Origin of the sequence: Micrococcus sp. HMSC067E09, from assembly GCF_001812555.1 — a bacterium.
GTDB classification, from domain to species: Bacteria; Actinomycetota; Actinomycetes; order Actinomycetales; family Micrococcaceae; genus Micrococcus; species Micrococcus lylae.
The window spans coordinates 1-26005 of the sequence record NZ_KV809428.1 but is presented as its reverse complement, the minus strand read 5'-3'; the positions used below and the strand labels follow the sequence as shown (position 1 = coordinate 26005).

At 71.9% G+C, this 26005-nt stretch carries 19 protein-coding genes and 2 tRNA genes; 10 read left to right on the top strand and 11 right to left on the bottom strand.

Features of this window, described 5'->3' with window-relative positions:
* Window positions 1–151: 151 nt before the first annotated feature.
* Both HMPREF2863_RS03620 and HMPREF2863_RS03615 read right to left on the bottom strand, forming a co-directional pair.
* On the bottom strand, window positions 152–1624 hold the full coding sequence (locus tag HMPREF2863_RS03620; RefSeq protein ID WP_067190875.1) for a S8 family peptidase: 1473 nt from the start codon (window positions 1622–1624) through the stop codon (window positions 152–154).
* A 467-nt stretch (window positions 1625–2091) separates the two neighbouring features.
* Window positions 2092–4074 (bottom strand): S8 family serine peptidase, encoded by a 1983-nt coding sequence (locus HMPREF2863_RS03615; RefSeq protein WP_246828814.1) that lies wholly within the window; start codon window positions 4072–4074, stop codon window positions 2092–2094.
* A gap of 371 nt (window positions 4075–4445) precedes the next feature.
* Here HMPREF2863_RS03615 and HMPREF2863_RS03610 point away from each other — a divergent pair, with 371 nt between their 5' ends.
* Genes HMPREF2863_RS03610 through HMPREF2863_RS03600 form a run of 3 tightly spaced genes read left to right on the top strand, consistent with a single transcriptional unit; the run spans window position 4446 to window position 7763 of the window.
* Window positions 4446–5972 carry a CoA-acylating methylmalonate-semialdehyde dehydrogenase gene (locus HMPREF2863_RS03610; RefSeq protein ID WP_369804909.1) on the top strand — a complete coding sequence of 509 codons (1527 nt, stop codon included), beginning with the start codon at window positions 4446–4448 and terminating at the stop codon, window positions 5970–5972.
* A 28-nt stretch (window positions 5973–6000) separates the two neighbouring features.
* Window positions 6001–6975 carry a 3-hydroxyisobutyrate dehydrogenase gene (mmsB, locus tag HMPREF2863_RS03605; RefSeq protein ID WP_070637980.1) on the top strand — a complete coding sequence of 325 codons (975 nt, stop codon included), beginning with the start codon at window positions 6001–6003 and terminating at the stop codon, window positions 6973–6975.
* The gene (locus HMPREF2863_RS03600; protein ID WP_083315199.1) at window positions 6972–7763 is read left to right on the top strand and encodes an enoyl-CoA hydratase; all 792 of its coding nucleotides are present in this window, start codon (window positions 6972–6974) and stop codon (window positions 7761–7763) included. The genes mmsB and HMPREF2863_RS03600 overlap by 4 nt, the downstream gene beginning before the upstream one ends.
* 277 nt (window positions 7764–8040) lie before the next feature.
* Here HMPREF2863_RS03600 and HMPREF2863_RS03595 read toward each other — a convergent pair whose 3' ends face one another.
* Window positions 8041–9789 (bottom strand): AMP-binding protein, encoded by a 1749-nt coding sequence (locus HMPREF2863_RS03595; RefSeq protein WP_070637977.1) that lies wholly within the window; start codon window positions 9787–9789, stop codon window positions 8041–8043.
* Between the two features lie 217 nt (window positions 9790–10006).
* On the opposite strand from HMPREF2863_RS03595, the gene HMPREF2863_RS03590 reads away from it, so the two are divergent.
* The gene (locus HMPREF2863_RS03590) at window positions 10007–11176 is read left to right on the top strand and encodes an acyl-CoA dehydrogenase family protein (protein WP_070637974.1); all 1170 of its coding nucleotides are present in this window, start codon (window positions 10007–10009) and stop codon (window positions 11174–11176) included.
* Between the two features lie 136 nt (window positions 11177–11312).
* On the opposite strand, the gene HMPREF2863_RS03585 is transcribed toward HMPREF2863_RS03590, so the two are convergent.
* Together HMPREF2863_RS03585 and HMPREF2863_RS03580 are read right to left on the bottom strand one after the other, a co-directional pair.
* Window positions 11313–11386 (bottom strand) — tRNA-Thr (locus tag HMPREF2863_RS03585).
* 118 nt (window positions 11387–11504) lie between these two features.
* Window positions 11505–12392: a DsbA family protein gene (locus tag HMPREF2863_RS03580; RefSeq protein ID WP_246828813.1), complete on the bottom strand. Its 888-nt coding sequence runs from the start codon at window positions 12390–12392 to the stop codon at window positions 11505–11507.
* A gap of 203 nt (window positions 12393–12595) precedes the next feature.
* On the opposite strand from HMPREF2863_RS03580, the gene HMPREF2863_RS03575 reads away from it, so the two are divergent.
* Window positions 12596–13885, top strand: coding sequence for a DUF4032 domain-containing protein (locus tag HMPREF2863_RS03575; protein ID WP_070637971.1), 1290 nt, complete (start codon window positions 12596–12598; stop codon window positions 13883–13885).
* 18 nt (window positions 13886–13903) lie between these two features.
* On the opposite strand, the gene treZ is transcribed toward HMPREF2863_RS03575, so the two are convergent.
* From treZ to HMPREF2863_RS03550, 5 genes are all read right to left on the bottom strand, one after another.
* Window positions 13904–15913: a malto-oligosyltrehalose trehalohydrolase gene (gene treZ / locus HMPREF2863_RS03570; protein ID WP_246828812.1), complete on the bottom strand. Its 2010-nt coding sequence runs from the start codon at window positions 15911–15913 to the stop codon at window positions 13904–13906.
* A complete protein-coding gene (gene treY, locus HMPREF2863_RS03565) occupies window positions 15910–18513 on the bottom strand; it encodes a malto-oligosyltrehalose synthase (RefSeq protein WP_246828811.1) in 2604 nt (867 codons plus the stop codon). Before treY ends, treZ begins: the two co-directional genes overlap by 4 nt.
* A gap of 95 nt (window positions 18514–18608) precedes the next feature.
* Window positions 18609–19088, bottom strand: a complete 480-nt coding sequence (locus HMPREF2863_RS03560; protein ID WP_070637965.1) for a hypothetical protein — start codon at window positions 19086–19088, stop codon at window positions 18609–18611.
* 32 nt (window positions 19089–19120) lie between these two features.
* Complete coding sequence (locus HMPREF2863_RS03555; protein WP_083315197.1) at window positions 19121–20146, bottom strand: aldo/keto reductase; 1026 nt, start codon at window positions 20144–20146, stop codon at window positions 19121–19123.
* Window positions 20147–20156: 10 nt separating this feature from the next.
* Window positions 20157–20723 (bottom strand): hypothetical protein, encoded by a 567-nt coding sequence (locus HMPREF2863_RS03550; RefSeq protein ID WP_070637962.1) that lies wholly within the window; start codon window positions 20721–20723, stop codon window positions 20157–20159.
* A 340-nt stretch (window positions 20724–21063) separates the two neighbouring features.
* Between HMPREF2863_RS03550 and HMPREF2863_RS03545 the strand changes: the two genes are divergently transcribed.
* The 4 genes from HMPREF2863_RS03545 (at window position 21064) to HMPREF2863_RS03530 (ending at window position 25116) form a co-directional block, all read left to right on the top strand.
* Window positions 21064–21966 (top strand): fumarylacetoacetate hydrolase family protein, encoded by a 903-nt coding sequence (locus tag HMPREF2863_RS03545; RefSeq protein WP_070637959.1) that lies wholly within the window; start codon window positions 21064–21066, stop codon window positions 21964–21966.
* Complete coding sequence (locus tag HMPREF2863_RS03540) at window positions 21963–22715, top strand: NAD(P)-binding domain-containing protein (RefSeq protein ID WP_070637956.1); 753 nt, start codon at window positions 21963–21965, stop codon at window positions 22713–22715. The genes HMPREF2863_RS03545 and HMPREF2863_RS03540 overlap by 4 nt, the downstream gene beginning before the upstream one ends.
* Window positions 22716–22764: 49 nt before the next feature.
* Window positions 22765–24468 carry a DUF5129 domain-containing protein gene (locus HMPREF2863_RS03535; RefSeq protein WP_070637953.1) on the top strand — a complete coding sequence of 568 codons (1704 nt, stop codon included), beginning with the start codon at window positions 22765–22767 and terminating at the stop codon, window positions 24466–24468.
* A 147-nt stretch (window positions 24469–24615) separates the two neighbouring features.
* Entirely contained in the window at window positions 24616–25116 is a 501-nt protein-coding gene (locus HMPREF2863_RS03530; protein WP_070637950.1) for a carboxymuconolactone decarboxylase family protein, read from the top strand.
* A 96-nt stretch (window positions 25117–25212) separates the two neighbouring features.
* On the opposite strand, the gene HMPREF2863_RS03525 is transcribed toward HMPREF2863_RS03530, so the two are convergent.
* Window positions 25213–25289, bottom strand: a tRNA-Pro gene (locus HMPREF2863_RS03525).
* A 369-nt stretch (window positions 25290–25658) separates the two neighbouring features.
* On the opposite strand from HMPREF2863_RS03525, the gene HMPREF2863_RS11765 reads away from it, so the two are divergent.
* Entirely contained in the window at window positions 25659–25934 is a 276-nt protein-coding gene (locus HMPREF2863_RS11765; RefSeq protein WP_141756354.1) for a hypothetical protein, read from the top strand.
* Window positions 25935–26005: the final 71 nt, after the last annotated feature.

The window sequence follows — 26005 nt, the reverse complement described above, 5'->3', positions numbered from 1 at the left end:
GGGCGGAGCAACTTGCTGAAATATACACGATGTCCCGGCGGTCGTCCAAACCGTCGACCGGGCCCTGCCCCGGGCACGGAGCGGGGCGGAGACCGCCAGGTCCCCGCCCCGCCCCTCACGCCGAGGGGAATCGGTGTGTCAGGTCAGCGGATCACTCAGGGCGGCCGCCGACGTCCGAGCCGCCCAGTGCCGCGGCAGCGTCCACGAGGCCGGCACCGCAGCCCTCGGCGCAGGTGCCGGGCATGGTGCGGGCGGTGTCCTTCAGCTGCTGCTCGACGGCGGCCGGGTCGGCAGTGCCGTTGGCGACCAGCAGGGCGGCCACACCGGCCACGTGCGGGGCGGCCATCGAGGTGCCCTGGTAGGCGGCGTAGTCCGCGCCGGCCGGGGTGGTGGTGCCGGAGTCCACGGTGGAGATGATCTCCGCGCCCGGGGCGGTCACGTCCACGGCGTCGCCGTAGTTCGAGAAGGAGGCCTTGGAGCCCTGCTCGTCGGAGGCGGCCACGGTGACCACGTTGTCACAGTTGGCCGGGCGGGAGTTGGCGGCCGGCTGGGACTCGTTGCCTGCGGCGACCACGACGGTGGTGCCGTTGGCCACGGCCTGGTCGATGGCGCTCTGGTAGGCGGTGCCGCACATGCCGGAGCCTCCCAGGGACATGTTGATCACATCGGCCGGCTCGGGGTTGTCCGGGACGCCCGGCACGGACCCGCCCGAGGCCCAGACGATCGCGTCGGCGATGTCAGACAGGGAGCCGCCGCACTTGCCGAGCACACGGACCGGCTGGATGGTGGTGTCCGGGGCCACGCCCACCACGCCTTCGGTGTCCGCGACCGCACCGATGGTGCCGGCCACGTGGGTGCCGTGCCAGGAGGAGCCGGACTCCATCATGGCGTTGCACTCGCCGTACTCGATCCAGTCACCCTCATCGCTCGGGTCCGCGTCACGGCCGTCGCCGTCACGGGCGGAGTCCGCGTCCGAGATGAAGTCATAGCCGCCGGAGACGTTGGCGTTCAGGTCCGGGTGGTCCACGATGCCGGTGTCCAGCACGGCGACGGTGGAGCCCTCGCCGGTGCCGGCGTCCCAGGCGCCCTCGACGTTCATGCCGTTCTCCCCGTGGAAGCCCCACTGCTCCGAGTACAGGGCATCGGACGGGGTGGATGCGGCGACGGTCATGATGGCGTCCGGCTCGACGGACTCGACCGACGGATCCGCGGCCAGCTGGAGCATGAAGGCCTTCGAGGCGGCCTGGTCCAGCTTCTTGTCCGCCTGCACGACGTGGGAGCCGGAGGCGGTGGCGCGCAGCTCCTTGACGGAGACTCCGGCGGCCTTGGCGGCCTTGCCCCAGGCGTTCGCGCGGCCCTGGGAGGTGGTCGCGGCCTGCGCACCCTCCTTGTAGGTCACGATGAACTTGTCGTAACCGTCCGCGTTCGGGTCCTTGGCCGCCATGCCCTGGGCCACGAGGTCGGCAACCGGGGTGGCGATGGTCGGGGCCTTCTCGGCCGGGGCCGCGATCTGGTCGGCGAGGGCCGGGGCGGCGGCGAACGCGCTGCCTCCCAGCGCTGCGGCGGCGAGCAGGGCGCCGGCGCGGCGGGCGGTCTTGCGGGTGTTGTCTCGGTGGGCAGCCATCGGGCTTCTCCTCTGACAGGTGATCGGTGATCTGGTTGCTTCCGTCCGTCGCGGCCTGAACTCCCCTGGGGGAGCTCCCCTCGCCGCGACGTCCGGCGATGCCCTCACGCTAGGCAGGTGAGCCAGGTCACTTTCAATCCTCGGGCGCACATCCGGCACCTTGGTGCCGGATCCCGGCACGGTCGTCGACGTCCGGCGGCACCGACGGTCAGCACCCTGGTCCCGTCGGCCGGGACGGTCCGCCTGCACGCCGGTACACCGTGACCGGCACCGTGGTGCCGGAGGGGCACCCACGACGACGGCCGCGCACCCCCGCGGGGTGGGCGGCCGTCGTCGGGCACTAGGGGTACTTGACATCAGGCGCCGGCACAGACGACCCCGGCCCGGGGAGCGGGCGCTCCCCGGGCCGGGCCGTCGGGTCAGTGCAGGCCGGCGGGACCTGCGGCGTCACCGACGCGTCAGCAGACTCAGCGGGCGGTCAGCGAGACGTCGTCCAGACGGAAGACGGTCGCGGAGTACGCATCCTCCTCGCCACGGAAGAACACGGTCACGTCCTTGCCCGCGAAGCGGGACAGGTCCGCGGTGTGGGTCGCGTACCCGCGGCCCTGCTCCATGTTGGAGTGCGTCTTCAGCGTGTAGGAGGCGATGCCGTCGTTGACCATCACGCTCATGCGGTCATAGGCGGCGGAGGTGCCCTCGTTCGAGTCCACGCGCAGGGCGTAGGACAGGGTCGAGGTCGTGCCGGCCGGCAGGGACACCCGCTGCTCGATGGTGGCGGTGTTGCGGTAGCCCAGTCCGTTCATGGCGGCGTGGTAGTTGCCGGAGTGGGAGCCCGCCGCGGAGTACACCGGGGTGGAGTTGCCGGTGCCGAGCCACCCGGTGGCACCCTGCTCGAAGCCGCCGTTGGTCAGCAGTTCCCCGCCGATCGGGTCCGGGTCCGGCTCCGGCTCCGGTTCCGGCTCCGGCTCCGGAGCAGGGTCCGAGCCGCCGCCCAGAGAGGCGAGGGTCGTGGCGGCATCCACCAGGCCTGCGCCGCAGCCGCCGGAGCAGGATCCCGGCATGGAACGGGCGTTGTCCTTCAGCGCCGACTCGACGGCGGCCGGGGTGAGGGAGCCGTCCTTGGCCAGCATCAGCGCTACCGCGCCGGCCACGTGCGGGGTGGCCATGGAGGTGCCGTTGTAGGCGGCGTAGGTCGAGGAGCTCGGGGTGGTCTTGCCGGCGTTCACGGTGGAGATGATGTCCGTGCCGGGGGCCGTCACGTCCACAGGGGATCCGTAGTTGGAGAACGAGGAACGGTTGCCGCTGGAGTCCGAGGCGGCCACGGTGATGACGTTGTCGCAGTTGGCCGGGGTGGCCCCGGAGGCGTCCCTGTTGTCGTTGCCGGCGGCGACCACGACCGGGACGCCGCGGGACACGGCCGAGTCGATCGCGTTCTGATAGGTCGCGCTGCAGGCACCGGAGCCGCCGAGGGACATGTTGATGACGTCCACCGGGGTCTGGTTGTCCGGGACTCCGGGCACGGATCCGCCCGAAGCCCAGACGATCGCATCGGCGATGTCGGACAGCGAGCCGCCGCACTTGCCGAGCACGCGGGCGTGCTGCAGCTTCACATCCGGAGCCACACCCACGACTCCCTCGGTGTTCGCCACGGCGCCGACGGTGCCGGCCACGTGACTGCCGTGCCAGGAAGAGTCGGACGCGTAGGGCGAGTTGCACTCGCCGGCGACGGACCAGTCGCCCTCGTCGGTCGGGTCCGCGTCACGGCCGTCGCCGTCACGGGCGTTCCCCGGGTCGGAGATGAAGTCGTAGCCCGGGACGGTGTTCGCGTCCAGGTCGGGGTGGCTGGTCTGGCCGGTGTCGATGATGCCGACCGTGACGCCGGAGCCGGTGGAGTGGTCCCAGGCGCCGGGGACGCGCATGCCGTTGGCGCCGTGGAACCCCCACTGCTGGTTGTAGAGGGCGTCCTTCGGGTCAAGGGCCGCGGTGAAGATGACGTCCGGCTCGACCGACTCGACGGCCGGATCGGCCTTGAGCGTCTCCATGAACTCCGCGGACTCGGCCTGGGACAGCTTCTTGTCCGCCTTGATCACACGGGAGCCCACGGCGGTGGCGCGCAGCTCCTTCACGGAGACGCCGGCCTGCTTCGCGGCCTTGCCCCAGGCATGGGCACGGCCCTGTGCGGTGGCGGCCGCAGAGGCGGTCTCCTTGTAGGTGACGATGAACTTGTCATAGCCGTCCGCGTTCGGATCCGGGACCTCCATGCCCCGGGCCGCCAGGTCAGCGACGGGGGTCGCCAGGATCGGGGCCTTCTCGGCGGGGGCCGGGACCTCGGTGGCGGTGGCGGCCGGAGTGGCCGCGAGGGCGGAGCCGGCGACGACGGCGGCTGCCAGAGCGGCGCCGAGACGGCGGGTCGGGCGGTCTTCGGCGGTGGTCATGGTCGTCTTCACCATGATGGTTCTCCTGATGGAAGAGGTGATGATGGCACACCGCCGCAACCCTTGCGTCCCCCCGGTCCGGTGGTGATGTGGATAACAGTAGGCGCCGCTGACCAGGCCGGAAAGCAGGGCAGGGCGTTCCTGGACGATCGTCGAGAAACGTCGTCCCATGGTGCCTGTCGATGGCACGATCGGACAGGCGGCGGCACCTTCGGACAGATCGCTGCACCTACGTCCATATCAGCCCGGCGGTTCCGAAAGTCGGACATAAAAGTGTCCTGGACGCCTCGAGGGCGTATGGTCGTCCTGAGACGTGGCCCACACCCCGCCTCCGCAGTGTTTGCGGACAGGGCCGGCCGCCTCAGATCTTCCGGAATCGAACGCTCATGGACGAGCAGAACGGACGGCGCACCATGACCACCCTGATCCCCCACTTCATCGACGGCCAGCGTGTCGAGGGCACCGGCGAGCCGACGCAGGACGTCTTCACCCCCGCCACCGGCGAGGTGTCCGCCCAGGTGTCGCTGGGCGGCGCCGAGCGCGTGGCCGAGGCCGTGGAGTCCGCCCAGAGGGCCTTCCAGACCTGGTCCACCATCAACCCGCAGCGCCGCGGCCGCATCCTGCTCGAGTGGGTCCGCCTGATCAACGAGAACGCGGACGAGCTGGCCCGCTCCATCGCCCGGGAGCACGGCAAGACCGTGCCGGACGCCCACGGTGACATCCAGCGCGGCGTCGAGGTGGTCGAGTTCGCCGCCGGCGCCCCGCACCTGCTCAAGGGTGAGTTCTCCTCCGAGGTGGGCCGCGGCGTGGACGTGCACTCCATCCGTCAGCCGCTCGGTGTGGTCGCCGGCATCACCCCGTTCAACTTCCCGGCCATGATCCCGCTGTGGAAGGCCGGCTGCGCCCTGGCCGCAGGCAACACCATCGTCCTCAAGCCGTCCGAGCGTGACCCCTCCGTGCCGGTCCGCCTGGCCGAGCTGGCGGTCGAGGCCGGCATGCCCGCCGGCGCCGTGAACGTGGTCAACGGCGGCAAGGACGCCGTGGACGCCCTGATCGAGCACGAGGCCGTGCAGGCCGTCGCGTTCGTCGGCTCCACCCCGATCGCCCAGTCGATCTACGCGCACGCCACCTCCCTGGGCAAGCGCGCCCAGTGCTTCGGCGGCGCGAAGAACCACCTCGTGATCATGCCGGACGCGGACCTGGACCAGGCCGCGGACGGCCTCATCGGCGCCGCCTTCGGATCCGCCGGCGAGCGCTGCATGGCCATCTCCGTGGCCGTCCCGGTGGGCGAGGAGACCGCGGACAAGCTGGTCGCCAAGCTCCAGGAGCGCATGAAGGACCTGACGATGGGCGCCTCCGACCAGGAGGGCGCCGACTTCGGCCCCGTGGTCACCGCGCAGGCCAAGGAGCGCATCGAGGGACTCATCCAGGCCGGCGTCGACGAGGGCGCGGACCTGCTGGTGGACGGCCGCGGCGCAACCGTCGAGGGCCACGAGAACGGCTTCTACGTGGGCGCGACCCTGTTCGACCGTGTCACCGCGGACATGCGCATCTACAAGGAGGAGATCTTCGGCCCGGTGCTGTGCGTGCTGCGCGCGAAGGACTACGAGGAGGCCCTGCGCCTGCCGTCCGAGCACGAGTTCGGCAACGGCGTGTCGATCTTCACCCGCGACGGCGACACGGCCCGAGACTTCTCCACCCGCGTGAACGTCGGCATGGTCGGCGTGAACGTGCCGATCCCGGTGCCGATCGCCTACTACTCCTTCGGCGGCTGGAAGGCCTCCGGCTTCGGCGACCTGAACCAGTACGGCACCGACGGCCTGAAGTTCTACACCAAGACCAAGACCGTCACCACGCGCTGGCCCTCCGGCATCCGCTCCGGCGCCTCGTTCGTGATGCCCGAGGGCTCCTGATCCGCAGACCGCTGAGGAGGACTCCGAGATGAGCGAGAACACCGAGAACGTCGTCGTCCCCGAGGATGCCCGCCGTGTGGCCTTCCTGGGCCTGGGCAACATGGGCGGCCCGATGGCCGCGAACCTGGTGAAGGCGGGCGTGCAGGTCACCGGCTTCGACCCGGTGCCGGAGGCCGTGGAGGCCGCCCGTGCCGCCGGCGTCGAGATCGCCGCGACCGGCGCGGACGCCGCGCGGGACGTGGACGTGGTCATCACCATGCTGCCGAACGGCAGCCTGGTGAAGGCCACCTACGCCGGCGGTGAGGGCTCCGAGGGCCTGCTGGCCGTCGCGAAGCCGAACACCCTGTTCGTGGACTGTTCCACCATCGACATCGCCGAGGCCCAGGAGGCCGCACAGATGGCGAAGGACGCGGGCTTCGACTCCGTGGACGCCCCGGTGTCCGGCGGCGTGGTGGGCGCCCAGAACGGCACCCTGGCCTTCATGGTCGGCGCGGGGGACGCCGCGTTCGCCCGCGTCGAGCCACTGCTGCAGATCATGGGCGCGAAGATCGTCCACTGCGGCGACCACGGCATGGGCCAGGCCGCGAAGATATGCAACAACATGATGCTGGCGATCACCCAGATCGGCGCCGCCGAGGCGTTCGTGCTGGGCGAGCGCCTGGGCCTGGACCCGCAGGTCCAGTACGACGTCATGAGCACGTCCACCGGCCAGTGCTGGTCCGTGAACGTGAACTGCCCGGTCCCGGGCCCGGTGCCGACCTCCCCGGCCAACCGGGACTTCGCCGGCGGGTTCATGGGTGCGCTGATGGCGAAGGACCTGGGCCTGGCCCTGTCCGCCCTCGACCGCGAGAACGTGGACGCCGTGCTGGGCCGCACCAGCCAGCGCCTGTACCAGGCGTACGCCGACGGCGATGGCGCCCGCAAGGACTTCTCCGGCATCATCGAGACCGTCCGTGCCGACCAGGCGTCGGCCTCCCTCGAGTCCAAGGAGGACACCGCGTGACCGAGAAGACCACCGCTGACGAGCCCGTGATCCTGACGGAGACCGACGGCCGCGTCGGCGTCATCACCCTGAACCGTCCGAAGGCGCTGAACGCCCTCAACGAGGCCACCATGAACGCCGTCGTCGAGGCCGCCGAAGCCTTCGACATGGACCCGGAGGTCGGCGCGATCCTGCTGCTGGGCTCCCCCAAGGCGTTCGCCGCCGGCGCGGACATCAAGGAGATGAAGGACCGGACCTTCACCCAGATGTATGCCTCGGACTGGTTCCAGGCGTGGGAGCGTCTGGGCCGTGTGCGCACCCCGGTCGTGGCGGCCGTGACCGGCTACGCCCTCGGCGGCGGCTGCGAGCTCGCCATGATGGCGGACGTGCTGATCGCCGGCCCGGGCACCCGCTTCGGCCAGCCGGAGATCCAGCTCGGCGTCATCCCGGGCATGGGCGGCTCCCAGCGACTGACCCGCTCCGTGGGCAAGGCCAAGGCCATGGACATGGTGCTGACCGGCCGCCAGGTGGACGGCGAGGAGGCCGAGCGCATCGGCCTCGTCTCCCGCCTGGTGGAGGACGAGAAGGTCCAGGACGAGGCGCGCGAGGTGGCGCAGAAGATCGCGTCCTTCTCCAAGCCGTCCGCGCAGATGGCCAAGGAGGCCGTGGCCGCCGCGTTCGAGACGACCCTGCAGCAGGGCATCGTCCACGAACGCCGCATCTTCCACTCCCTGTTCGCCACCGCGGACCAGAAGGAGGGCATGGGCGCCTTCGCCGAGAAGCGCAAGCCCGAGTGGAAGCAGGCCTGACGGCCCGCCCGTTCCTTCCCGACGACGGCCTCGCACCTGACAGCGTCAGGTGCGAGGCCGTCGTCGTCCCGCCGGCGTTCTGCCCCACCGCCTGCCCCGGGGTGCGCGTGCCTGCCGCTGTCCCGTCACCGCCCTTCGCCAACTGGTGAGGACACGCCGTCTCGAGCCCCCTCAGGCCCCGTCATGACGGTGTGTCCTCACCAGTTCGTGAGGCAGGTGTCCCCTCGTGAGGCAGGTGTCCCCGCGCGAGGCAGATGTCCCCGCGCGGAGACCTGCCTCAGCGCTTCGGACGCTGGATGCCCAGGTCCTCCTCGCGGTACTCGACGCCGCCGACCTCCTCGCCGCCGTGGCGCTTGACCTCCTCGGAGCGCAGCTCCACGCGGCGCACCTTGCCGGAGATGGTCTTGGGCAGCTCACGGAACTCGATGCGGCGGATGCGCTTGTACGGCGGCAGCTTGGTGACCGTGTACTGCAGGATCTCGCGCGCAGTCTCCTCGTTCGGCTCATAGCCGGCGGCGAGGGTCACGAAGGCCTTCGGCACGGCCAGGCGCATCTCGTCCGGGGTCGGGACGATCGCGCCCTCCATGACGGCAGGGTGCTCCACCAGCACGGACTCGAGCTCGAACGGGGACACCTTGTAGTCCGAGGACTTGAAGACGTCGTCCGCACGGCCGACATAGGTGTAGACGCCCTGCTCGTCCTTCGAGGCGATGTCGCCGGTGTGGTAGAGGCCGTCGCGGAAGACCTCATCCGTCTTCTCCTTGTTGCCGAAGTAGGACTTCAGCACGCCCACCGGGCGCGGGTCGAGCTTCACGCAGATCTCGCCCTCGTCGGCCTCCTGACCCGTGAGCGGGTCGATGAGGACGATCTCGTAGCCCGGCAGCGGGCGGCCCATGCCGCCGATCTTCATGCGGGCGCCGGGGGTGTTGGCGATCTGCAGGGTGGTCTCGGTCTGGCCGAAGCCGTCGCGGATGGTGACGTCCCAGGCGCGCTGCACCTGGTCGATGACCTCGGCGTTGAGGGGCTCGCCCGCGGAGATGGCCTTCTTCGGCGGGGTCTTCAGCTGGGTCAGGTCGGCCTTGATCAGCATGCGCCACACGGTCGGCGGGGCACAGAAGCTGGTCACGCCGCCGTCCTGCATGGCCTTCATCAGCGCGCCGGCCTCGAACTTGCCGAAGTTCAGCACGAAGATCGTGGCCTCGGCCAGCCAGGGGGCGAAGACGTTGGACCACGCGTGCTTGGCCCAGCCCGGGGAGGCCACGTTCAGGTGCACGTCTCCGGGCTGCAGGCCGATCCAGTAGATGGTGGAGAGGTGGCCCACCGGGTACGACGTGTGGGTGTGCTCCACGAGCTTCGGCTTCGAGGTGGTGCCGGAGGTGAAGTAGAGCAGCAGGGTCTCGTCCGCGGCGGTGGGCGTGTCCAGGACGGGCTCGGCGTCCACCGTGTAGGCGTCCTCGTAAAAGAGGACCTTCCGATCCCCGACCTGGGGGACCTCCTTCTCGGCGTCGGAGGCATAGACGCCCGGGACGTGGATGAGCGTGCAGTCGCCCTCGACGTCGGTGAACTTGGCGAGGTTCTTGGCGTTGGCCACGGCCCAGCGGGCCTCGGCGCGGTCCACCCGGTCCTGCAGGTCCACCGCGGTCATCTGGGTGGTGGTGGGGACCATGACGGCGCCGATGCGGATGCAGGCGAGCATGGTCTCCCAGAGCTCGACCTGGTTGTCCAGCATGAGGATCAGGCGGTGGCCACGCTGCACACCGGTCTGCTGCAGCCAGGCGGCGACCTTCTTCGAGGAGGCGGAGAGGTCCGCGTAGGTGCGACGCAGCACGCGACCGTCCTCCTCGACGATCACGAGGGCGTCGGCGGTGCCGCGCTGCGGGTCTGCGGCCAGCTGGTCGAACCAGTCGGTGGCGAAGTTGAACTCGGTGAAGCGGGGCCACACGAACTCGCGGCGGGCCGCGTCATAGTCCTGCTGGTGCTTCACGAGCAGGTCGCGCGCAGCGCGGAGCTCTTCGGTCACAGTCATCGTGCTACCTCCTGTGGACGTACAATGATCGGAACATCGGGTTTCTATGACTCCCACCATAGGCGTGGCCCAGGTCACACGGAAGACTGTTTCACCCAGTGAACGGCACGTCACCGACCCGGGCGCCCAGAGCACGTCACGCCGTGAGACACAGCACCCTGCGACCAGACACGCACCGCACCGGCGCGGTGCCTTCACCCCTTCGAAGGAGACGACGATGCCCCAGTCCGACGCCCTCCCCTCGCCCGACCTCCTCGACCTCTGCGCCGAGCTCCCGGCCGAGGAGCGCACCCGTCTGGAGCGGATCGAAGAGCACCTGCAGACCGTGGTGCGCCCGGCCGTGATCGAGCCGTGGACCCGGGACGAGTTCGTGCCGGATCTGCTCCCGGGCCTCGGCGCCCTGGGCCTCGGCACGATCTTCACCGACGGCTCCTCCGCCCTGTTCCAGGGTCTGGTGCACGCCGCGATCGCCCGCGTGGACCTGTCCCTGTCCGCCCTGGTCGGCATCCACAACGAGCTGATCGTGGGCACCATCGCCCACCTCGGCTCGGAGGAGCAGAAGGCCGCGTGGCTGCCGAAGCTTCAGGCCCTCGAGGCCATCGGCGCGTTCTGCCTCACCGAGCCGGAGCACGGCTCGGACATCGCCGGCGGCCTGGCCACCACCGCCGAGCGCACCGAGCAGGGCTGGACCATTCGCGGCTCCAAGCGCTGGATCGGCGCCGGCACCCTGGCCCAGATCGCCCTGGTCTGGGCCCGCGACACCGCAGACGACCAGATCAAGTGCTTCCTTGTGCCCACGGACACCCCGGGCTACAAGGCCACGAAGATCGAGCACAAGACCGGCCTGAAGATCATGCAGAACGCGGACATCGTGTTCGAGGACGTCGAGGTCGGCCAGGACGCCCTGCTGCCGGGCGCCACCTCCTTCGCCCAGGCCAACGACCTGCTCCTGGCTTCCCGCGCCTGGGTCGGCTGGCAGGGCGTCGGTGCCCAGCAGGCCGTGTTCGACATCCTGCGCTCCTACGCCCTTCAGCGCGAGCAGTTCGGCAAGAAGCTGGCCGGCTTCCAGATCATCCAGCAGCACATCGCCGAGATCGCCGGCAACCTCATGGCGTCGGCCGGCATGATGCGTCAGATCGCCCGCCTGGCCGAGGCCGGAGACCTGGTGATGATGCATGCCGCCTCCGCGAAGGCCACCTCCACCCGCCTGGCCCGTTCCTCCGCGTCGCTCGGCCGTGACGCCCTGGGCGGCAACGGCATCGTGGCGGACTACGAGATGACCAAGGTCATGAACGACATCGAGGCCATCTACTCCTATGAGGGCACCTACGCGATCAACTCGCTGATCGTGGCCCGCGCCCTCACCGGCGTCTCCGCCTTCCGCTGAGCCGCCGGTGAGGCTGCGGCCCCGCCCGCGGCGACGACGGCCCCTCGCCCCCGCCCCTCCCCGCACCGGGTCGGCGGGGCCGGGGAACGGCGAAGGACCCCCGGAACCGTGGTTCCGGGGGTCCTTCGCGTCTGCGAGCCCCCTACCGGATTCGAACCGGTGACCCTCTGTTTACAAGACAGATGCTCTGGCCAGCTGAGCTAAGGAGGCGAAGCGGACCCGCCGAGTGCATCGGCGGGTCCCCTCAGCCTACCGGGTGCGGCCTGCGCGGCCGCGGCGGCGGGACGGGGTGTCCCGGCCGCCGCCGCTCAGCGCACTCCGGCGCGGCTCACTCGTCGCCCATCTGGGCGTCGGCGAACTCCTGGAAGGACTGGTCCTTGCCGTCCACAGCCCAGTTCTTGCCGTTCACGAAAACACCCGGGGTGCCCGGGATCTTGGCCTCCTGGGCCTTGGCGGTGGTGTACTTCACCATCGGGCGGTAGGTGCCGTCCTTGACGCAGGAGGAGATATCCGCCCCGGCGGAGTTGGCGATGGCAATCAGCTCGTCGTCCGAGAGGCCGGCGCCCGATTTCTGCGAGTAGGTGGCGAACACGTCGGACACGAAGGCGTCGTAGGACTCCGGCGCCTCCTCTGCCACGCAGTAGGACGCGGCGGCGGCACGGGAGGAGTAGTTGCCGGTGCCCGGGCGGTCCAGGAACCCGACCATGCGGTACTCGACGGTCGCCTTGCCCTCGGCCATCAGGTCCTGCAGGTAGCCGTTGTTCCTCTCCTCGAACTCGGCGCAGTGCGAGCAGTTGAAGTCCGCGTAGATGACGATCTGGGCCGGGTCTCCGTCCGCCGGCTCCTCGGCGCCCGGGATGGACTCCGGCTGCTCCTCGGAGGGCTCCTCCGGCACGTTGACGGCAGCGGCGTCCACCTCTGCACCCAGCTTGTCCTTCGGTTCGGCGAGGGTCTTCTTGCCGGTCATGGTCACGCCGCCCTGCTGGTTGGCAATGGAGGCGGCCTCGCCCTGGTCGGGAATGCTCTGCGAACCACGGGTGAGCACGAAGGCGATCACCAGGGCCACCACCAGCACGATCGCGCCGACGGTGCCCCAGATCGCGATGGTGCGGTTGCGGCGCTCCCTGCGCCGCTGCTGCTCCTGCATCTGACGGGCGCGGGCGCGCGAGTCGGCCACGCGCTCGGCCTTCGTCTTCCGGGAGTTGTTGGTGGCCACGGGTCCTCCTTGAGGGACGGGTGTTCTCATGCGGCGTCCCCGCACCCGGCCGCGCAGGGCACACGGCGGCGCCGTGACGGAACGCGTCGAGCGGGGTGAACTGCCATGTGAGCATACTGGGCCGATCTGGGAGGATCGTGGTCCGGGCCGACGCGCGTCACGTTCCGGCCCCCGTCCCGATCGCCGTCACGAGGAGCCCCGCCATGGCGAGCACCGCCCGCACCGGCCTGTCCATCACCGCGCCCGGCCGCGCCTCGGGGCCGGCGGCGAAGCTGCTGACCCTGCCCTGGTCCGTCCCGCTGGCCCAGTGGCCCGAGGACGTGCTGGCGGCCCTGCCCCGCGGCATCTCCCGCCACGTGGTGCGCTTCGCCCGGCTCGGGGACGCGACGGTCGCGGTGAAGGAGACCACCGAGGAGCTGGCGTTCCGCGAGTACCACCTGCTGCGGGCGTTGGAACGCAAGGAGGTCCCCTCAGTGGAGCCGGTCGGCGTGGTCACCGGCCGCACGGACGCGGACGGCCGGCCGCTGCCGGCGATCCTGGTGACGAAGCACCTGCGCTTCTCCCTGCCCTACCGCGCCGTGTTCTCCCAGCGGATGCGCCGGCCCACTCTGGTGCGCCTGATGGACGCGCTCGCCCTGCTGATGGTGCAGCTGCACCTGGAGGGGTTCTTCTGGGGCGACGTCTCCCTGTCCAACGTGCTGTTCCGCCGGGACGCCGGCGCGTTCGCCGCCTATCTGGTGGACGCGGAGACCGGGGAACTGCGCGAGCAGCTCTCGGACGGCCAGCGAGCCCATGACCTGGAGGTGGCCCGCACCAACGTGGTCGGCGAGCTGATGGACCTGGCCGCCGGGGACATGGCGGACGCGGACGTGGACCCCTTCGAGACCTCCGAGATGCTCGTGGAGGCCTACACCCGGCTCTGGGAGGAGCTGACCGCTGACACGGAGTTCACCCCGGACGAGGCCTGGAGGGTGGAGGAGCGCATCCGCCGCCTCAACGAGCTGGGCTTCGACGTGGAGGAGTACGCCCTGCGCCCGGTGGACGACGGCGCCCGCCTGGTCCTGCAGCCGAAGGTCGTGGACCCCGGCCACCACCACCGCAGGCTCATGCAGCTCACGGGCCTGGACGTGCAGGAGAACCAGGCCCGCCGCCTGCTGCAGGACATCGAGTCCCGCCGGCAGGCCGTCTACCCGGACGCCTCGGAGTCCGAGGCCGCGCACCGCTGGCTCGTGGAGATCTTCGAGCCGCTGGCCCGGCAGGTCCCGGAGGACCTGCGGCACAAGCTCGAGCCGGCGGAGGTGATGCACCAGGTGCTGGAGCACCGCTGGTACATGGCCGAGCGCCAGGAGCGCGAGGTGCACTTCTGGGAGGCCGTGGAGGACTACATCGACCAGGTCCTGCGCGCCCGCCGGGACGAGGACGCGGTGGTCCTCCACCCGACCACCACCATGCTGAAGGCGATCCCCACGCCCTTCGCCTCGGACGACGCCTGACGCATCGTCGTCCCGGGCTCAGCCCCGCTGCAGCAGGAGGAACCCCGGGGCGGGCAGGACGTCCGGCACCGCGGTGAGCGGGCCGTCGTCGTCGTGCCCGGCGAGCAGCTCGGCGCCGACGAGGTCCTCCGGCAGGGGCATCGGCTCCTCGCCGAGCGCCGCCAGGAGCACGACGACGGACCCGTCGCCGCCCCCGGCCGTCCGGCGGTCCCAGCGCACCCACCGCTGGTCGGCGGCAGACTGCACGGCGGTGGCGGCGCGCCGCGGCTCGGTGAGCTGCGGCACGGTGCGGCGCAGACGGATCAGCTCGCGGTAGGTCCCGCGGATCCGGGCCCCACGCCCCGCCACGGCCTCGGCGCGGTCCAGCACGGCGGAGTCCCGGGTGGCGGGGTCCTGCGGGTCCGGCACGGCAGCCTCGTCCCAGCCGTGTGCGGCGAACTCGCGGCGGCGTCCGGTGCGCACCGCCTCGGCGAGCTCGGGCTCACGGTGGGCGGTGAAGAACGGGAACGGCGAGGAGGAGGCGAACTCCTCCCCCATGAACAGCATGGGGGTGGCCGGTCCGGTGAGCAGCAGGGCGGCCGCGGCGGCCAGGGCCCCCTCGGAGAGGGCGGCGGCGGTGCGGTCGCCGGCGGCGCGGTTGCCCACCTGGTCGTGGTTCTGGATCGAGGAGACGAACGCGTGGTTCGGGACGTCCTCGGCCACCGGGCGGCCGTGGTCACGGCCGCGGAAGGAAGAGAAGGTGCCGTCGTGGAAGAACCCCGCCTCCACCGTCTTGGCCAGGGCGCCGTCGGCGGCGAAGTCGGCATAGTAGCCGTGGGTCTCCCCGGTGGTGGCCACGTGGATCGCGTGGTGGACGTCGTCGTTCCACTGGCCGGCCAGGCCCAGCCCGCCCGCCGCGCGTGGGGTGATGAGGGAGGCGTCGTTGAGGTCGGACTCGGCGATCAGCGGCAGCGGGCGGCCCAGCTGCGCGGCCAGGGCGTCCGCGTGGGCGGCCATCTCCTCCAGCAGGTGCACGGCCCGGGTGTCGCGCAGGGCGTGCACGGCGTCCAGCCGAAGCCCGTCCACGTGCATGTCCTTCAGCCACAGGGTGACGTTGTCCAGGATGAACCGGCGGACCTCGTCCGAGTCCGGTCCGTCCAGGTTGGGGCCCTCGCCCCAGCCGGTTCCCGCAGACAGGTAGGGGCCGAAGACGCCGAGGTAGTTCCCCGAGGGGCCGAGGTGGTTGTAGACCACGTCCTGCACCACGCCGAGGCCGCGCGCGTGGGCGGCGTTCACGAACCGGCGGTAGGCCTCGGGGCCTCCGTAGGACTCGTCCACCGCATACCAGCCGACGCCGTCGTAGCCCCAGTTGTGCTCACCCCCGAAGCTGTTGACCGGCAGCAGCTCCACGTGGGTGACGCCGAGCTCGGCGAGCTCGTCCAGGTGCCCGATCGCCGCGTCCAGTGTGCCCTCGGCGGTGAAGGTGCCCACGTGCAGCTCGTAGAGGACGGCGCCGCGCAGGCCGCCGCCCTGCGGTGCGGACGGGTCCCGCTCCACGCCGTCCGGGCCGGCCCAGCCGGCGTCGGTCCACGCGAAGTCCGCCGCCTCACGGTCTCGGCGGGAGGGACCGTGCACGGTGTCCGGCTGTCGGCGGGAGCGCGGGTCCGGGACGGGGGCGGACCTGTCCACCCGGTAGCCGTAGCCGGGGTTCGCCCTGCCGGCGGCCTCCTCCACGTCCGCCGCCGGCGTCCACCAGCCGCCGCCGGCGCGCTCCATGCGCACCGCTGCGCTGACGGGCCAGCGGTCCTCGGCGTCGTGTAGCTCGCCGGGCTCGGTGTCCACCAGGACGATCTCGACCGTCTCGGCATGCGGCGCCCACACGGCGTAGGGCACCTCGCGCGCGGCGTCCGCCGCCGCCTTGGCCTGGGCACCGGGGTCCAGCCGGGCACCGTCCAGGCGGGACCAGGCGGCGCCGCCGGTGACTGCGGCGTCGTTGTACGGGGTCTGCTCGGCCGGGGCCATCGGCCCGGTCACGGAACGGTCGGTCATGCGGTCTCGGCCTCCTCGCCGGCGGTCTCCGGCAGCGCGGTCTCGGTCTCGGTCTCGGTCGTCTCGTCCCGCAGCAGCAGCGCCACGGCCCCGGTGCCGGCCACGGTGCCGTCCTGCCCGGTGCGCGCCAGCAGATCCGCCAGGCGCACGCAGCCGTCCCCGCCGACGGCCACGAGGCGGTCGGTCAGCACCTCCCGCCAGGGCCCGGAGGGCAGCTGGACGACCGTGTCCCCGAAGCCGCCGGCGGCGGCCAGGGCGAGCGGCTCACGGACCACGACGACGACCGCCTCGCCCCGGTCGACCGCGATCGCCTTGTCCGCGGCCGCGCCGGTGACGTCCAGCGGACGGGCGCGGGTGAAGGCGTGCGGGCGGTCCCGGCGGGCACGCAGTGCGGCGGCCACGACGGCCAGCTTCGCGGCATCGGCATCGTCTCCGCTCGCGGCGGTCCAGGCCAGACCCTCGGCGGTCGTCTCCAGCACCGGGCCGGCCGGAACCAGACCGGCGTCGATCCGTTCCAGCAGGGCGGCGCGGCGCTCGTAGTCCACCGGGCGGCGGTTGTCCGGGTCGACGAGGGTGGGGGCGGGCAGCTCGGTGCCCTGGTACACGTCCGGGACGCCGGGGCCGGTGAGCTGCAGCAGCTTCTGGGACAGCTGGAGCACCTGGCCCGTGGCCGCGATGCGGTCGGCGAAGGACTGCAGGACCTCGCGGACCCGCCCGTCCTGGGCGCAGGCGGCGTCCATGGCGGCGGTGACGCGGGCCTCGTAGTCCTCGTCCTGCGCGGTCCACGTGGTGTGCAGGCCGGCCTCGCGAGCCGCCTTGAGGGCGAAGTCCACAAGGCGCTGTGACTCCGGGGCGGTGCCGTCCACCGGCCACACGCCGAGCACGGACTCCCAGAGCAGGCGGGCGAAGTCCGAATCCTCCAGCGGATGCAGCCGGTCGAGCTCGTCGAACGCCTCCGCCCAGTCGTCGGCGTGCTCGGCGAGCGCCATGATCCGGGCGCGGGTGTCCTCGCCGCGCTTGGTGTCGTGGGTGCTCAGCGTGGTCATGGCGTGCGGCCACTCGGCGCAGCGGCGGGCCCAGGCACGCAGCAGCGCCTCGGCGTCTCCGCCGGCGTCCGAGGGGTCGCCGCCGACCTCGTTGAGGTGGGCCCAGCGGGTGTAGCGGTAGAAGCAGCGGTCCTCCACCCCCTTGGCCATGACCATGCCGGAGGTCTGCTGCATGCGGCGGGCCGCCGGATGGGCCGGGTCCGTGAGCAGCGGCGCGAGTGCGTCCAGCACCCCGGCCAGCTCCGGGCGCGCCGCGGCGGCATCGGCCAGCGCGCCGTCCAGCCGTGCCCGACCCGTGGGCAGGTAGGTGCGGTACACGTGCAGGTGGGCCATGACCTCCCCGAGGGCCGCGGCCAGGTCTGCCTCCGCGGCGGAGGCGAGGGCGCCGTCGTCGGGAAGGCTCCGGCGGACCTCGCGGACCAGGCGGGCGGTCTCGGCGGCCAGCTGGCCGGCGGCCACGTCCCGCTTGGCCTCGAGCACCATCGAGTTCCAGCGGTCCTTCTCAGCGGCGTCCTCCTCGGCGGTGCCGGCGGCGCGGGCCGGGGTGAGGGCACGGTCCACCGCGCCGAGGGCGTCGTAGCCGGTGGTGCCCTCCACGTCCCAGGCGGCCGGGAGGTCCTCGCCGGGCTCGAGGATCTTCTCGATCCAGATCGGCCCGCCCGGCAGCAGGCGGCGCAGGCGCTCCACATACTGGCCCGGGTCGGCCAGGCCGTCCGGGTGGTCCACGCGCAGGCCCTGGACCCAGCCGTTGTCGATCCAGCGGGCCACCTCGGCGTGCGTGGCCGCGAAGACCTCGGGGTCCTCCACGCGCACGCCGGCGAGGGTGGTGATGGTGAAGAAGCGGCGGTAGTTCAGCTCGGCGTCGCCGCGGGTCCACGGCACGAGCCGGTAGTGCTGGCGGTCGTGGGCGGCGCGGGCGAGCTCGTTCTGTGCCGCCTCGTCCCCGGCGTCCGCGTCATCGGTCCGCTCCCCCAGCGCGGCGCGGGCGGCGTCCAGGCTGCCCGGAGCCAGGGGCAGGACGTTGTCCCAGTAGCCGAGGGCGGGCTCGCCCTCGTGGTCCACGATCCGCAGGTGCGCCAGCTCGGCCTCCGGGTCCTCCTCGGTGCCCTCGCCGAGGATCGGCACCATCACCCTGCCGTCGAAGGCCCCCCAGTCCACGTCGAACCAGCCGGCGTGCGCGGCGTCCTGCCCGTGCTGCAGCAGGTCCCACCAGGCGGGGTTCGCGGCGGCGGTGGCCACACCCACGTGGTTGGGGACGATGTCCAGGACCAGGCCGGAGCCGGCGGCCTCGAGGTCCGCGGCCAGGGCGGCGAAGTCCTCGTCCGTGCCGCGGGAGGGGTCCAGGGTGGTCGGATCCACCACGTCGTAGCCGTGGGCGGAGCCGGGCTCGGCGGCCAGCAGCGGGGACAGGTAGATCCAGTCCACGCCGAGGCGGCGCAGGTAGGGCACCAGGGCGCGGACGCGGGCCAGGTCCATGCTCGCGTCGACCTGGAGGCGATAGGTGGAGGAGGGGATGCGACGGCCGGACGATGCGGCGGGAACGGTGCTGCTCACGGCAGCGACGCTAGCAGGCGGGTGCCCGTCCGGGCTGCGGGTGCGCGCCCGGTGCCGGCACGTGGGGTCACATCCCGCCGGTGCCGGCACGGGGGTCACATGCCGCCGGTGCCGGGCTCGCCCAGGATGTCCTCGCCGATCCGGGGCTCGCCGGTCGTCTGCTCGACCATGACCAGCTCACCGACGGCGGTGTGCCCGTCCGCGTAGGTGAGGTCCGCGGTGAAGGACGTGCCCGTCTGCTTCACGTTCGTGACCTCCACGATCTCGGGGTACTTCGCCTTCACGTTGCTCTCGAAGGCCGCCCGGTCCTGGATGAAGACCACCACGCCCATGACCGCCGCGGCCGCCGCGAGCACGGCGAAGCCGTACCCGACCCGCCGCTGGATCGCGGTGTCGTGCAGCAGGTTCGGGTCCACGTTGCGACTCTCCCGGGCCGAGTGGGCGCGGTGGCGGCGCACCCGCACGACGGCCACGAGGATCAGCGTCAGCGCGATGGCCCCGCAGATCAGCGTCGCCCACAGGCCGACCCACGGCAGGGTGAAGCTGATCGTCTCGTAGTGGATGTTCTCGTCCATGGCGGAGTCCGTTCGCAGGGCCCAGGGGGCGGTCAGGGCAGGGGTACACCGCGGGCCGCGGTGAGCAGTCGGTACCAGTCTGAATGGTCGAGGGCCGCGGCGGCGTCGTCCGCGCGTGAACACGCCGCGATGCGCCCCGGGTCCATCGTCCCGACCACCGGCCGCACGTCCCACGGCAGCCGGCGAAGCCAGCCCAGCACCACGGCTTCACCCGGCAGCCCGAGCCGCTCGGCGATCTCCTCCACGACGACGGCCGCCTCCTGTTCGGGGCTCCTCGCCTCGTCCGTGGTGCGGCGGGTGTAGCGTCCCTGGCCCAGCGGACCCCACGCCTGCAGGGCGATGCCTTCGTCCGCGCACCACTGCGGCAGCGTGGCCGCTCCGGAGGTGGGGACGGCGTCGTCGTGGTTGGCGAGCACCGCGGCCTCCACCAGGGCCCGGTGGTGCAGGCCGAGCTCGACCTGCACGCAGTCCAGGCCGGTGCCGTCCGCGGAGAGGCTGCGCAGCGCCGCGTGGAACCGCTGCGCCCGTTCCCATGGCAGGTTGGAGACGCCGAGGCGCTCCACCCGGCCGGCCTCGCGCTCGTCCAGGAAGGCGCGGACGGTGTCCTCCACGGGGGTCAGCACGTCCGGGCGATGGATCAGCAGGGTGTCCACGCGGTCCGTGCCGAGGCGTTCGAGCGAGGCTGCGAGCGAGGCCTTCAGGTGGTGCGGCGAGGAGTCGTAGCGGGTGGTCGGCGCCGGGCAGGTGCCGGGCGCCGCACCCGGCGGTGTGGTCCCCGGCAGCACGATGCCGCACTTGGTCTGCACCCGCAGTCCGTCGCGGACCTGCGGGGCGAGGCCGGCGAGCGCGGCGCCCACGGCGCGTTCGGAGTCGCCGTCACCGTAGATGTCCGCGGTGTCCAGCACGCCCACGCCCGCCGCCAGCGCCGCCTCCAGGGCGGCGGCCGCGCGGGCGGGACGGTCCCCGTCGACGCCCCAGCCCATGGTGCCGAGCACGAGGGGCGAGGCGGTCTGCCGAGGCGCGCGGACGTCGTCGTGGTGCAGGTCCATGGCGGTCATGGTGCCACGCTCACCCGCTCAGCTCCGGGTACTCCGCCAGCACCTCGGGCGGGATCTGCGTGACGGTGGGGACGCGGCGGTCCTCGACGGTCACCAGGACGTCCGGGACCACGATCGCGTCGTAGACGTCCGGTGCCAGGTCCGGACGCCCTTCTGGGCGACGCCAGTGCAGCTCCACGAGGTAGCCGCCGTCCACCGCCTCGACCTCGTCCGCGACGATCAGGGCCGCGCCGTAGCGTGCCTTGAGGTTGTCCCGCAGGTTCACGTGGGCCTCGTCCCGGGTGTGGAGGCCGAGGAAGCCGAGCAGGAGGAACCCGCACGCTGCGACGATGCCCGCGGTGCGCACGAGCTCCCAGCGGCGCAGGCGCCGCCAGTCGTCCCGCTCCAGGGTGCGCCGCCGGTCCGCGCCGGGGCCTGCGGCGGCCTCGGCGGCGCGGATGGACTCCCGTTCCTCGGCGGCGCGGCGCCGGCCCCACACGAACAGGCCGATGCCTGCGACCAGCAACAGGAGCGCGCCCGCGTAGAGCGCCCAGGGCTCCCAGGTGTAGACGGTGCGGTAGCCGTAGACCAGGACCACGGCGTCCTCCCCTCCTCCAGTCAGGACGAGCGCGCACTCAGTCCTGCTCCTCGAGTCTGTTCCTCGAGCTCGACCTGGACGCCGCCGGCGAACGGCTCGTCGTCCGACCTTCTCTCGTTGCACCTCGGCCGCCCAGGGCCGAGCGGGCGGAACGTATGCGGGGGCCGGACGGCCCCGCCGGGCTCGCTCCACAGGTCCACCCTAGCAAGACGGTGTGAGCCGCATCACGTGGCGAGGCCGTTCCGCGGCCGGGCGCAGGGCGGGGCCGCCGGGCGGGGATGCCGCGCAAGGGGCACGGCCCGGTGCCGCCGACCGGCCCGGCTGTGATGTGATGGGACGCATGAAGCTCGCCACGTTCCGCCGCCCGTCCGAGGACGCCGCCTACCCGGGCAACACGTTCGCCGCCGTGATCACCGCCGTCGACGAGGCCGATCCGCAGATCGCCGTCGAGGCCGTGGAGATCGAAGGCTGTACGGACGTGGGCGAGTACCTCACCGCCGAGCCGGCCGAGCAGCGCCGCATGGTCGAGGAGGCCCTGGCCGCCGCCGAGCAGGACCGCGCTCGCGTGCTGGACGTCTCCACGCTCATGTACGAGACCCTCGTGCCGTTCCCCACCAAGGTGATCGGTGTGGGCCTGAACTACCGTGACCACATCAAGGAGACCGGACTCGAGGCCCCCGAGCATCCGACCCTGTTCGCGAAGTTCGCCCAGTCCCTCACCGGAGCCCTGGACGACGTGGAGATCCCTCAGGAGGACCACCGCCTCGACTACGAGGGCGAGCTCTGCATCGTCATCGGCGAGCCGGGCCGCCGCATCCCGGAGTCCCAGGCCGGTGAGCACATCGCCGGCTATGCCGTGGCGGACGACGTGTCCGTCCGCGGTTTCCAGGGCCGCACCTCCGAGTGGCTGCAGGGCAAGGTCTGGGACGCCTCCACTCCGGTGGGCCCCTGGCTGGTGACCCCGGACGAGTTCTCCTCGAAGGCCCAGATCACCACCACGGTCAACGGAGAGAAGCGCCAGTCCGCCAAGGCGCTCGACGTGGTGTTCACCCCCGAGCAGATCGTCTCCTACATCTCCCAGATGGTGACCCTGCACCCGGGCGACCTCATCATGATGGGCACCCCGGCCGGCGTCGCCCTCGGCCGCAAGGGCAAGGACGGCAAGCGCGCCTGGCTCGTTGCCGGTGACGTCGTCGAGGTGGAGATCTCCGGTCTGGGCCGTCAGCGCACCGAGATCCGTTGAGCGGCTCCGCACCGACCTCCGCGCCCGGTCTGCCCGACTCCGTCGGGATCCTCGGCGCCGGCCGGGCCGGCACATCGCTGGCCCGCGCCCTGGCACGCATCCCCCGGCTGGCCCCCGGCACGGACGCCCCGCGCGTGCTCATGGCCGCCACCCGTCCGCCGGCCGCGCTGCGCCACCACCTGGGCATCTACGCGCCGGAGGCCGAGGCCGTGCGTCCCGACCAGCTCGCCGCGGACACGCAGCTGACGGTGATCGCCGTCCCCCGCGAGGACCTCGACGAGATCGAGGTGCCGGACCTCGTCGGCCCGCGCACGCTGGGCGTCGTGGACCTCACCAACTCCTGGGGCGGCTACGGCCTTCCCGACGACGTCACCTCCTTCCTGCCCGACGTCGCCGGCGGCTCCCGGCCGGGCGACGACACGCTCGCCGTGGCCGCCTGGCTGCGCGACCGGGGCGTCACCGTCCCCGTGCTGCGAGCCTTCTTCGACATCTCGCACCACGACCTGGACAGCGCCGGCAGGGCCGAGGAACCCCTCCGCGCGCTGGCCGTCGGCAGCGACCACGGCGGCGAGCAGGCCCGGGCGGCGCTGGCCTTGCTCGTGGCCGCCATGGGCTACGCCCCGGTGCAGTTCACGGGCCTGCGCCGCGCCGCCGTCGTGGAGCCGGAGGGCCCCGGCTTCGGCGGGGAACACACCGCCGACGAGCTCCGGCACCTGCTGGACACAGCCTCCTCTCATCTAGGGTGGTGAGCGCGGCCACGCCGGCCGTGAACTGGACAGCCCGCACTGGAGGAACGCCATGAGCCGAGCCGACCGCCCCGAGATCCGCGCCACCGAGGCGAGCACGCCGCCGCACGGCTCGTCCGCGCGTCTCGAGGCCGACGGGCCCCGCCTCCCGGTCGCGGTGGCGGCGGGCGCCGTCCTCGGCCTGGCCATGCTCGGCCCCTCCCAGGCCCTCGCGGAGACGACGGCGGCCGGCGGGCCGTCGCGCTCCGGGGGGACGGCCGTCGTCGGCGCCTCCCTGTTCTCGGCCTCGGCAACGGGGCAGGAGCACGGGCCGGCCGCCGCCGAACAGGCCGCCGGTGAGCGAAGCACCGACCGACAGCCGATCACCGAGGTGGTGCTGGACGACACCGCCGGGATCATCGATCCGGCACAGCTGGAGCGGGACCTGGCGGAGATCGAGTTCCGCGGACCGGTGAAGGTGGCGGTGTACACCGAGCGCGGCGTGAGCCTGGACCACCTGAGCGACGACCGCGCCTCCCAGGAGTTCAACGGCCGTGTGCTGCAGCACGCCCGCTCCGCACGCCCGGAATGGATCAGCCCGGACGGGCAGAAGTGGGCCGACGGGCTGCTGATCTACGCCCTGGACCCGGACAATCGCATCATGGGCGTCTACGCCGGCGAGGACCTCGACCTGAGCCTGGGGCAGCAGGAGAGCATCCGGGAGGCGGCCACCGGCGCCGCCCGGGAGGCCAAGTGGACCGACGCCGCCGTGGACGCTGTGGACGAGGCCGCCGAGCTGATCGCCCGCCCCTGGTACCAGAACCCGGTCGTCTACCTGGGGGCCGGCGGCGTCGCGCTGGCCGGCGGCGGCGTCGGTGCCGGCCTGGCCTACCATCGCAGAACGCTGCGGAAGCAGACCCGGAGCAATCTCGAGGCGTCCCGCACCCACCTGACCAACGTCACCATGGACATGGAGGCCACCGAGGTCAACGCCTCCACCGTGCCCACGGACAACCCGTACGGTGCCGCGCTCATGGAGCGCTTCCGCGGCTTCAAGCAGCGCTCCATCGACCTCACCGAGGAGCTCGAGAGCCTCGAGGCACTCGACCGGAAGCAGCACCACAAGGCCGACATCGTCCGCCGCGCCTCGCGACTGAAGACGGAGGCCCAGACCCTCGACGCCCTCGACGACACCATCGGCGCCGCGAACACCTTCCTCAACCGCCACCCCGGATGGGAGGACGCCTGGGACCTGCAGACCACACCCCTGCGTGAGGACCTCGACGGCGCCGAGCAGCTCCTCGACGACCTGGACTCGTCCGTGCACGGCTCCCCCGCCGCCCAGGCCCTGAGCTCCTCGGTGACGAGCATGAGGCAGCGGCTGACCGCCCTCGGCGCGGAGCTCTCCGAGCAGCAGGCCACCCCTGAGGCGGCCCTCGACGAGCTCGACCGGATGCGCCAGGACTTCACCGATCGCCTCGACGCCCTGGCCGAGGCGCAGATCGACGCCTACGCGAAGACGTCCAAGGAGAGGGTGGCCATGCGCCGCAGCATGGACAACCAGCGCCGCACGCGCAGGCCCGGGCGAAGCGGATCCATCCTGGACACCACCCACGACTCCGGCTTCTACTGGCAAGTCTGGTCCTACAGCGCCGGCTACAACGCCGGACGGCGCTCCGTGGACGAGGCCCGCAGCAGCTCCTCCTCGTCCAGCGGCACCGGCTACGGCAGCGGAGGCGGCAGCTTCTCCGGCTCCGGGTCCTCCGGGCGCTTCTGAGCCGTGACGGACCGCTCCTGGCTGCCGAGACGGGCGCCCGTCCACGCCGGACACCGCCTCTGACGCCGGGCCGACGCCGGTGAGGGACAGGCCGAGGAGGACGGGAAGACCTGGCGGGGAAGCCGTCGTCGTGCTTCAGTGTCCGGTATGAGCACCGATGCGCCCACGCCGGCGGACGACCGCGAGGACCCGCTGCGCTTCTACTTGGACAAGGCGTCCCCTGAGGTGTGGGATGCCATGACGGGCCTGCGCAAGGCCGTGGCGGCATTCGCAGAGGACGCGGAGCTGGACGCCGAACTCGTGGAGCTGATCTCCCTGAGGATCTCCCAGATCAACGGCTGCGCCTATTGCCTGGACATCCACACCCGCCTGGCGGAGAAGGCCGGACTGAGCGCCCAGCGGATGGCCCTGCTGCCGGCGTGGGAGGAGGCCGGAGACGTCTACACGCCGCAGGAGCGGGCCGCTCTGAGGCTGGCGGAGACGGCCACCAGGCTGCCGGAGACCGAGGAGCAGCAGGTGGCGCAGATGATGGCCCACGGGGACCTGACGGACAGGCAGTACGCGGCGGTCCAGTGGATCGCCGTGACCATGAACGCGACGAACCGGATCAGCATCCTCTCCCACCATCCCGTGAAGAGGAGGGGCTGACGCGGCGGGGACGCGACGTCCCTCCTCACGCGAGCTCGAATGGTGGCCCCCGGACACGACGAAGCCCCCGCTCTGCTGAGCAGGGGCTTCCCCATATGGTCGGGGTGACAGGATTTGAACCTGCGGCCTCGTCGTCCCGAACGACGCGCGCTACCAAGCTGCGCCACACCCCGTCGGACACGCTTGCGCGTTTCCAACAGAGGACAACACTACCAGCGTCCCCAGCCGCGCGCAAAACGGAAGCACGCGGATTCTGGTGGAGAGCCGGACGTCCTGCAGGACGGGCGTCCCTGCTCTCACTCCTGACAGGATGGGACACAGACCAGAGACCTGAGAATTCAAGGAGGACGACGGCGATGGGACGTGCACGACGACCGTGGTGGAATCCCTTCGCAAGCCCTGGTGCGGCCTCCTCCGGGCATCACGACGCCGCAGGGGAACAACACCAGTCACTGACCGACTCTGTAGAGCAGCTGCGGACGCTCCTGAAGGTTGAACGGACCCGGCTGCGCCCGGACACCTGGCAGCGTGCCTCACAGATCGTGGAGCGCACAGCGGAGCTCCTCCCCCAGTGGACGGAACTCACTGAAAGACGGGCAGCCGAGGCGCTCGTCGTCGACGACGTGGTGTGCCGGCACCTGCCCCGACGCCTGGAGGCCTTCCTCGCCGTCCCCGACTCCCAGAAGCCGACTGCTGCACCGGAGCTGCTCGAGCAGTTGGAGCAGCTGGAACAGTCCCACCTGAAGGCAGTACGCAGACTCCACGCCGTCTCACGAATCCGGCTGGAGTCGCTGCGCGCGCAGCGCGGGGACACCTGACGCAGGCCCGCCTGGGTGCAGCCACCCGGCGCCGGCACAACGGGCACTGGTCCAGCCGGCACCGACAAGAG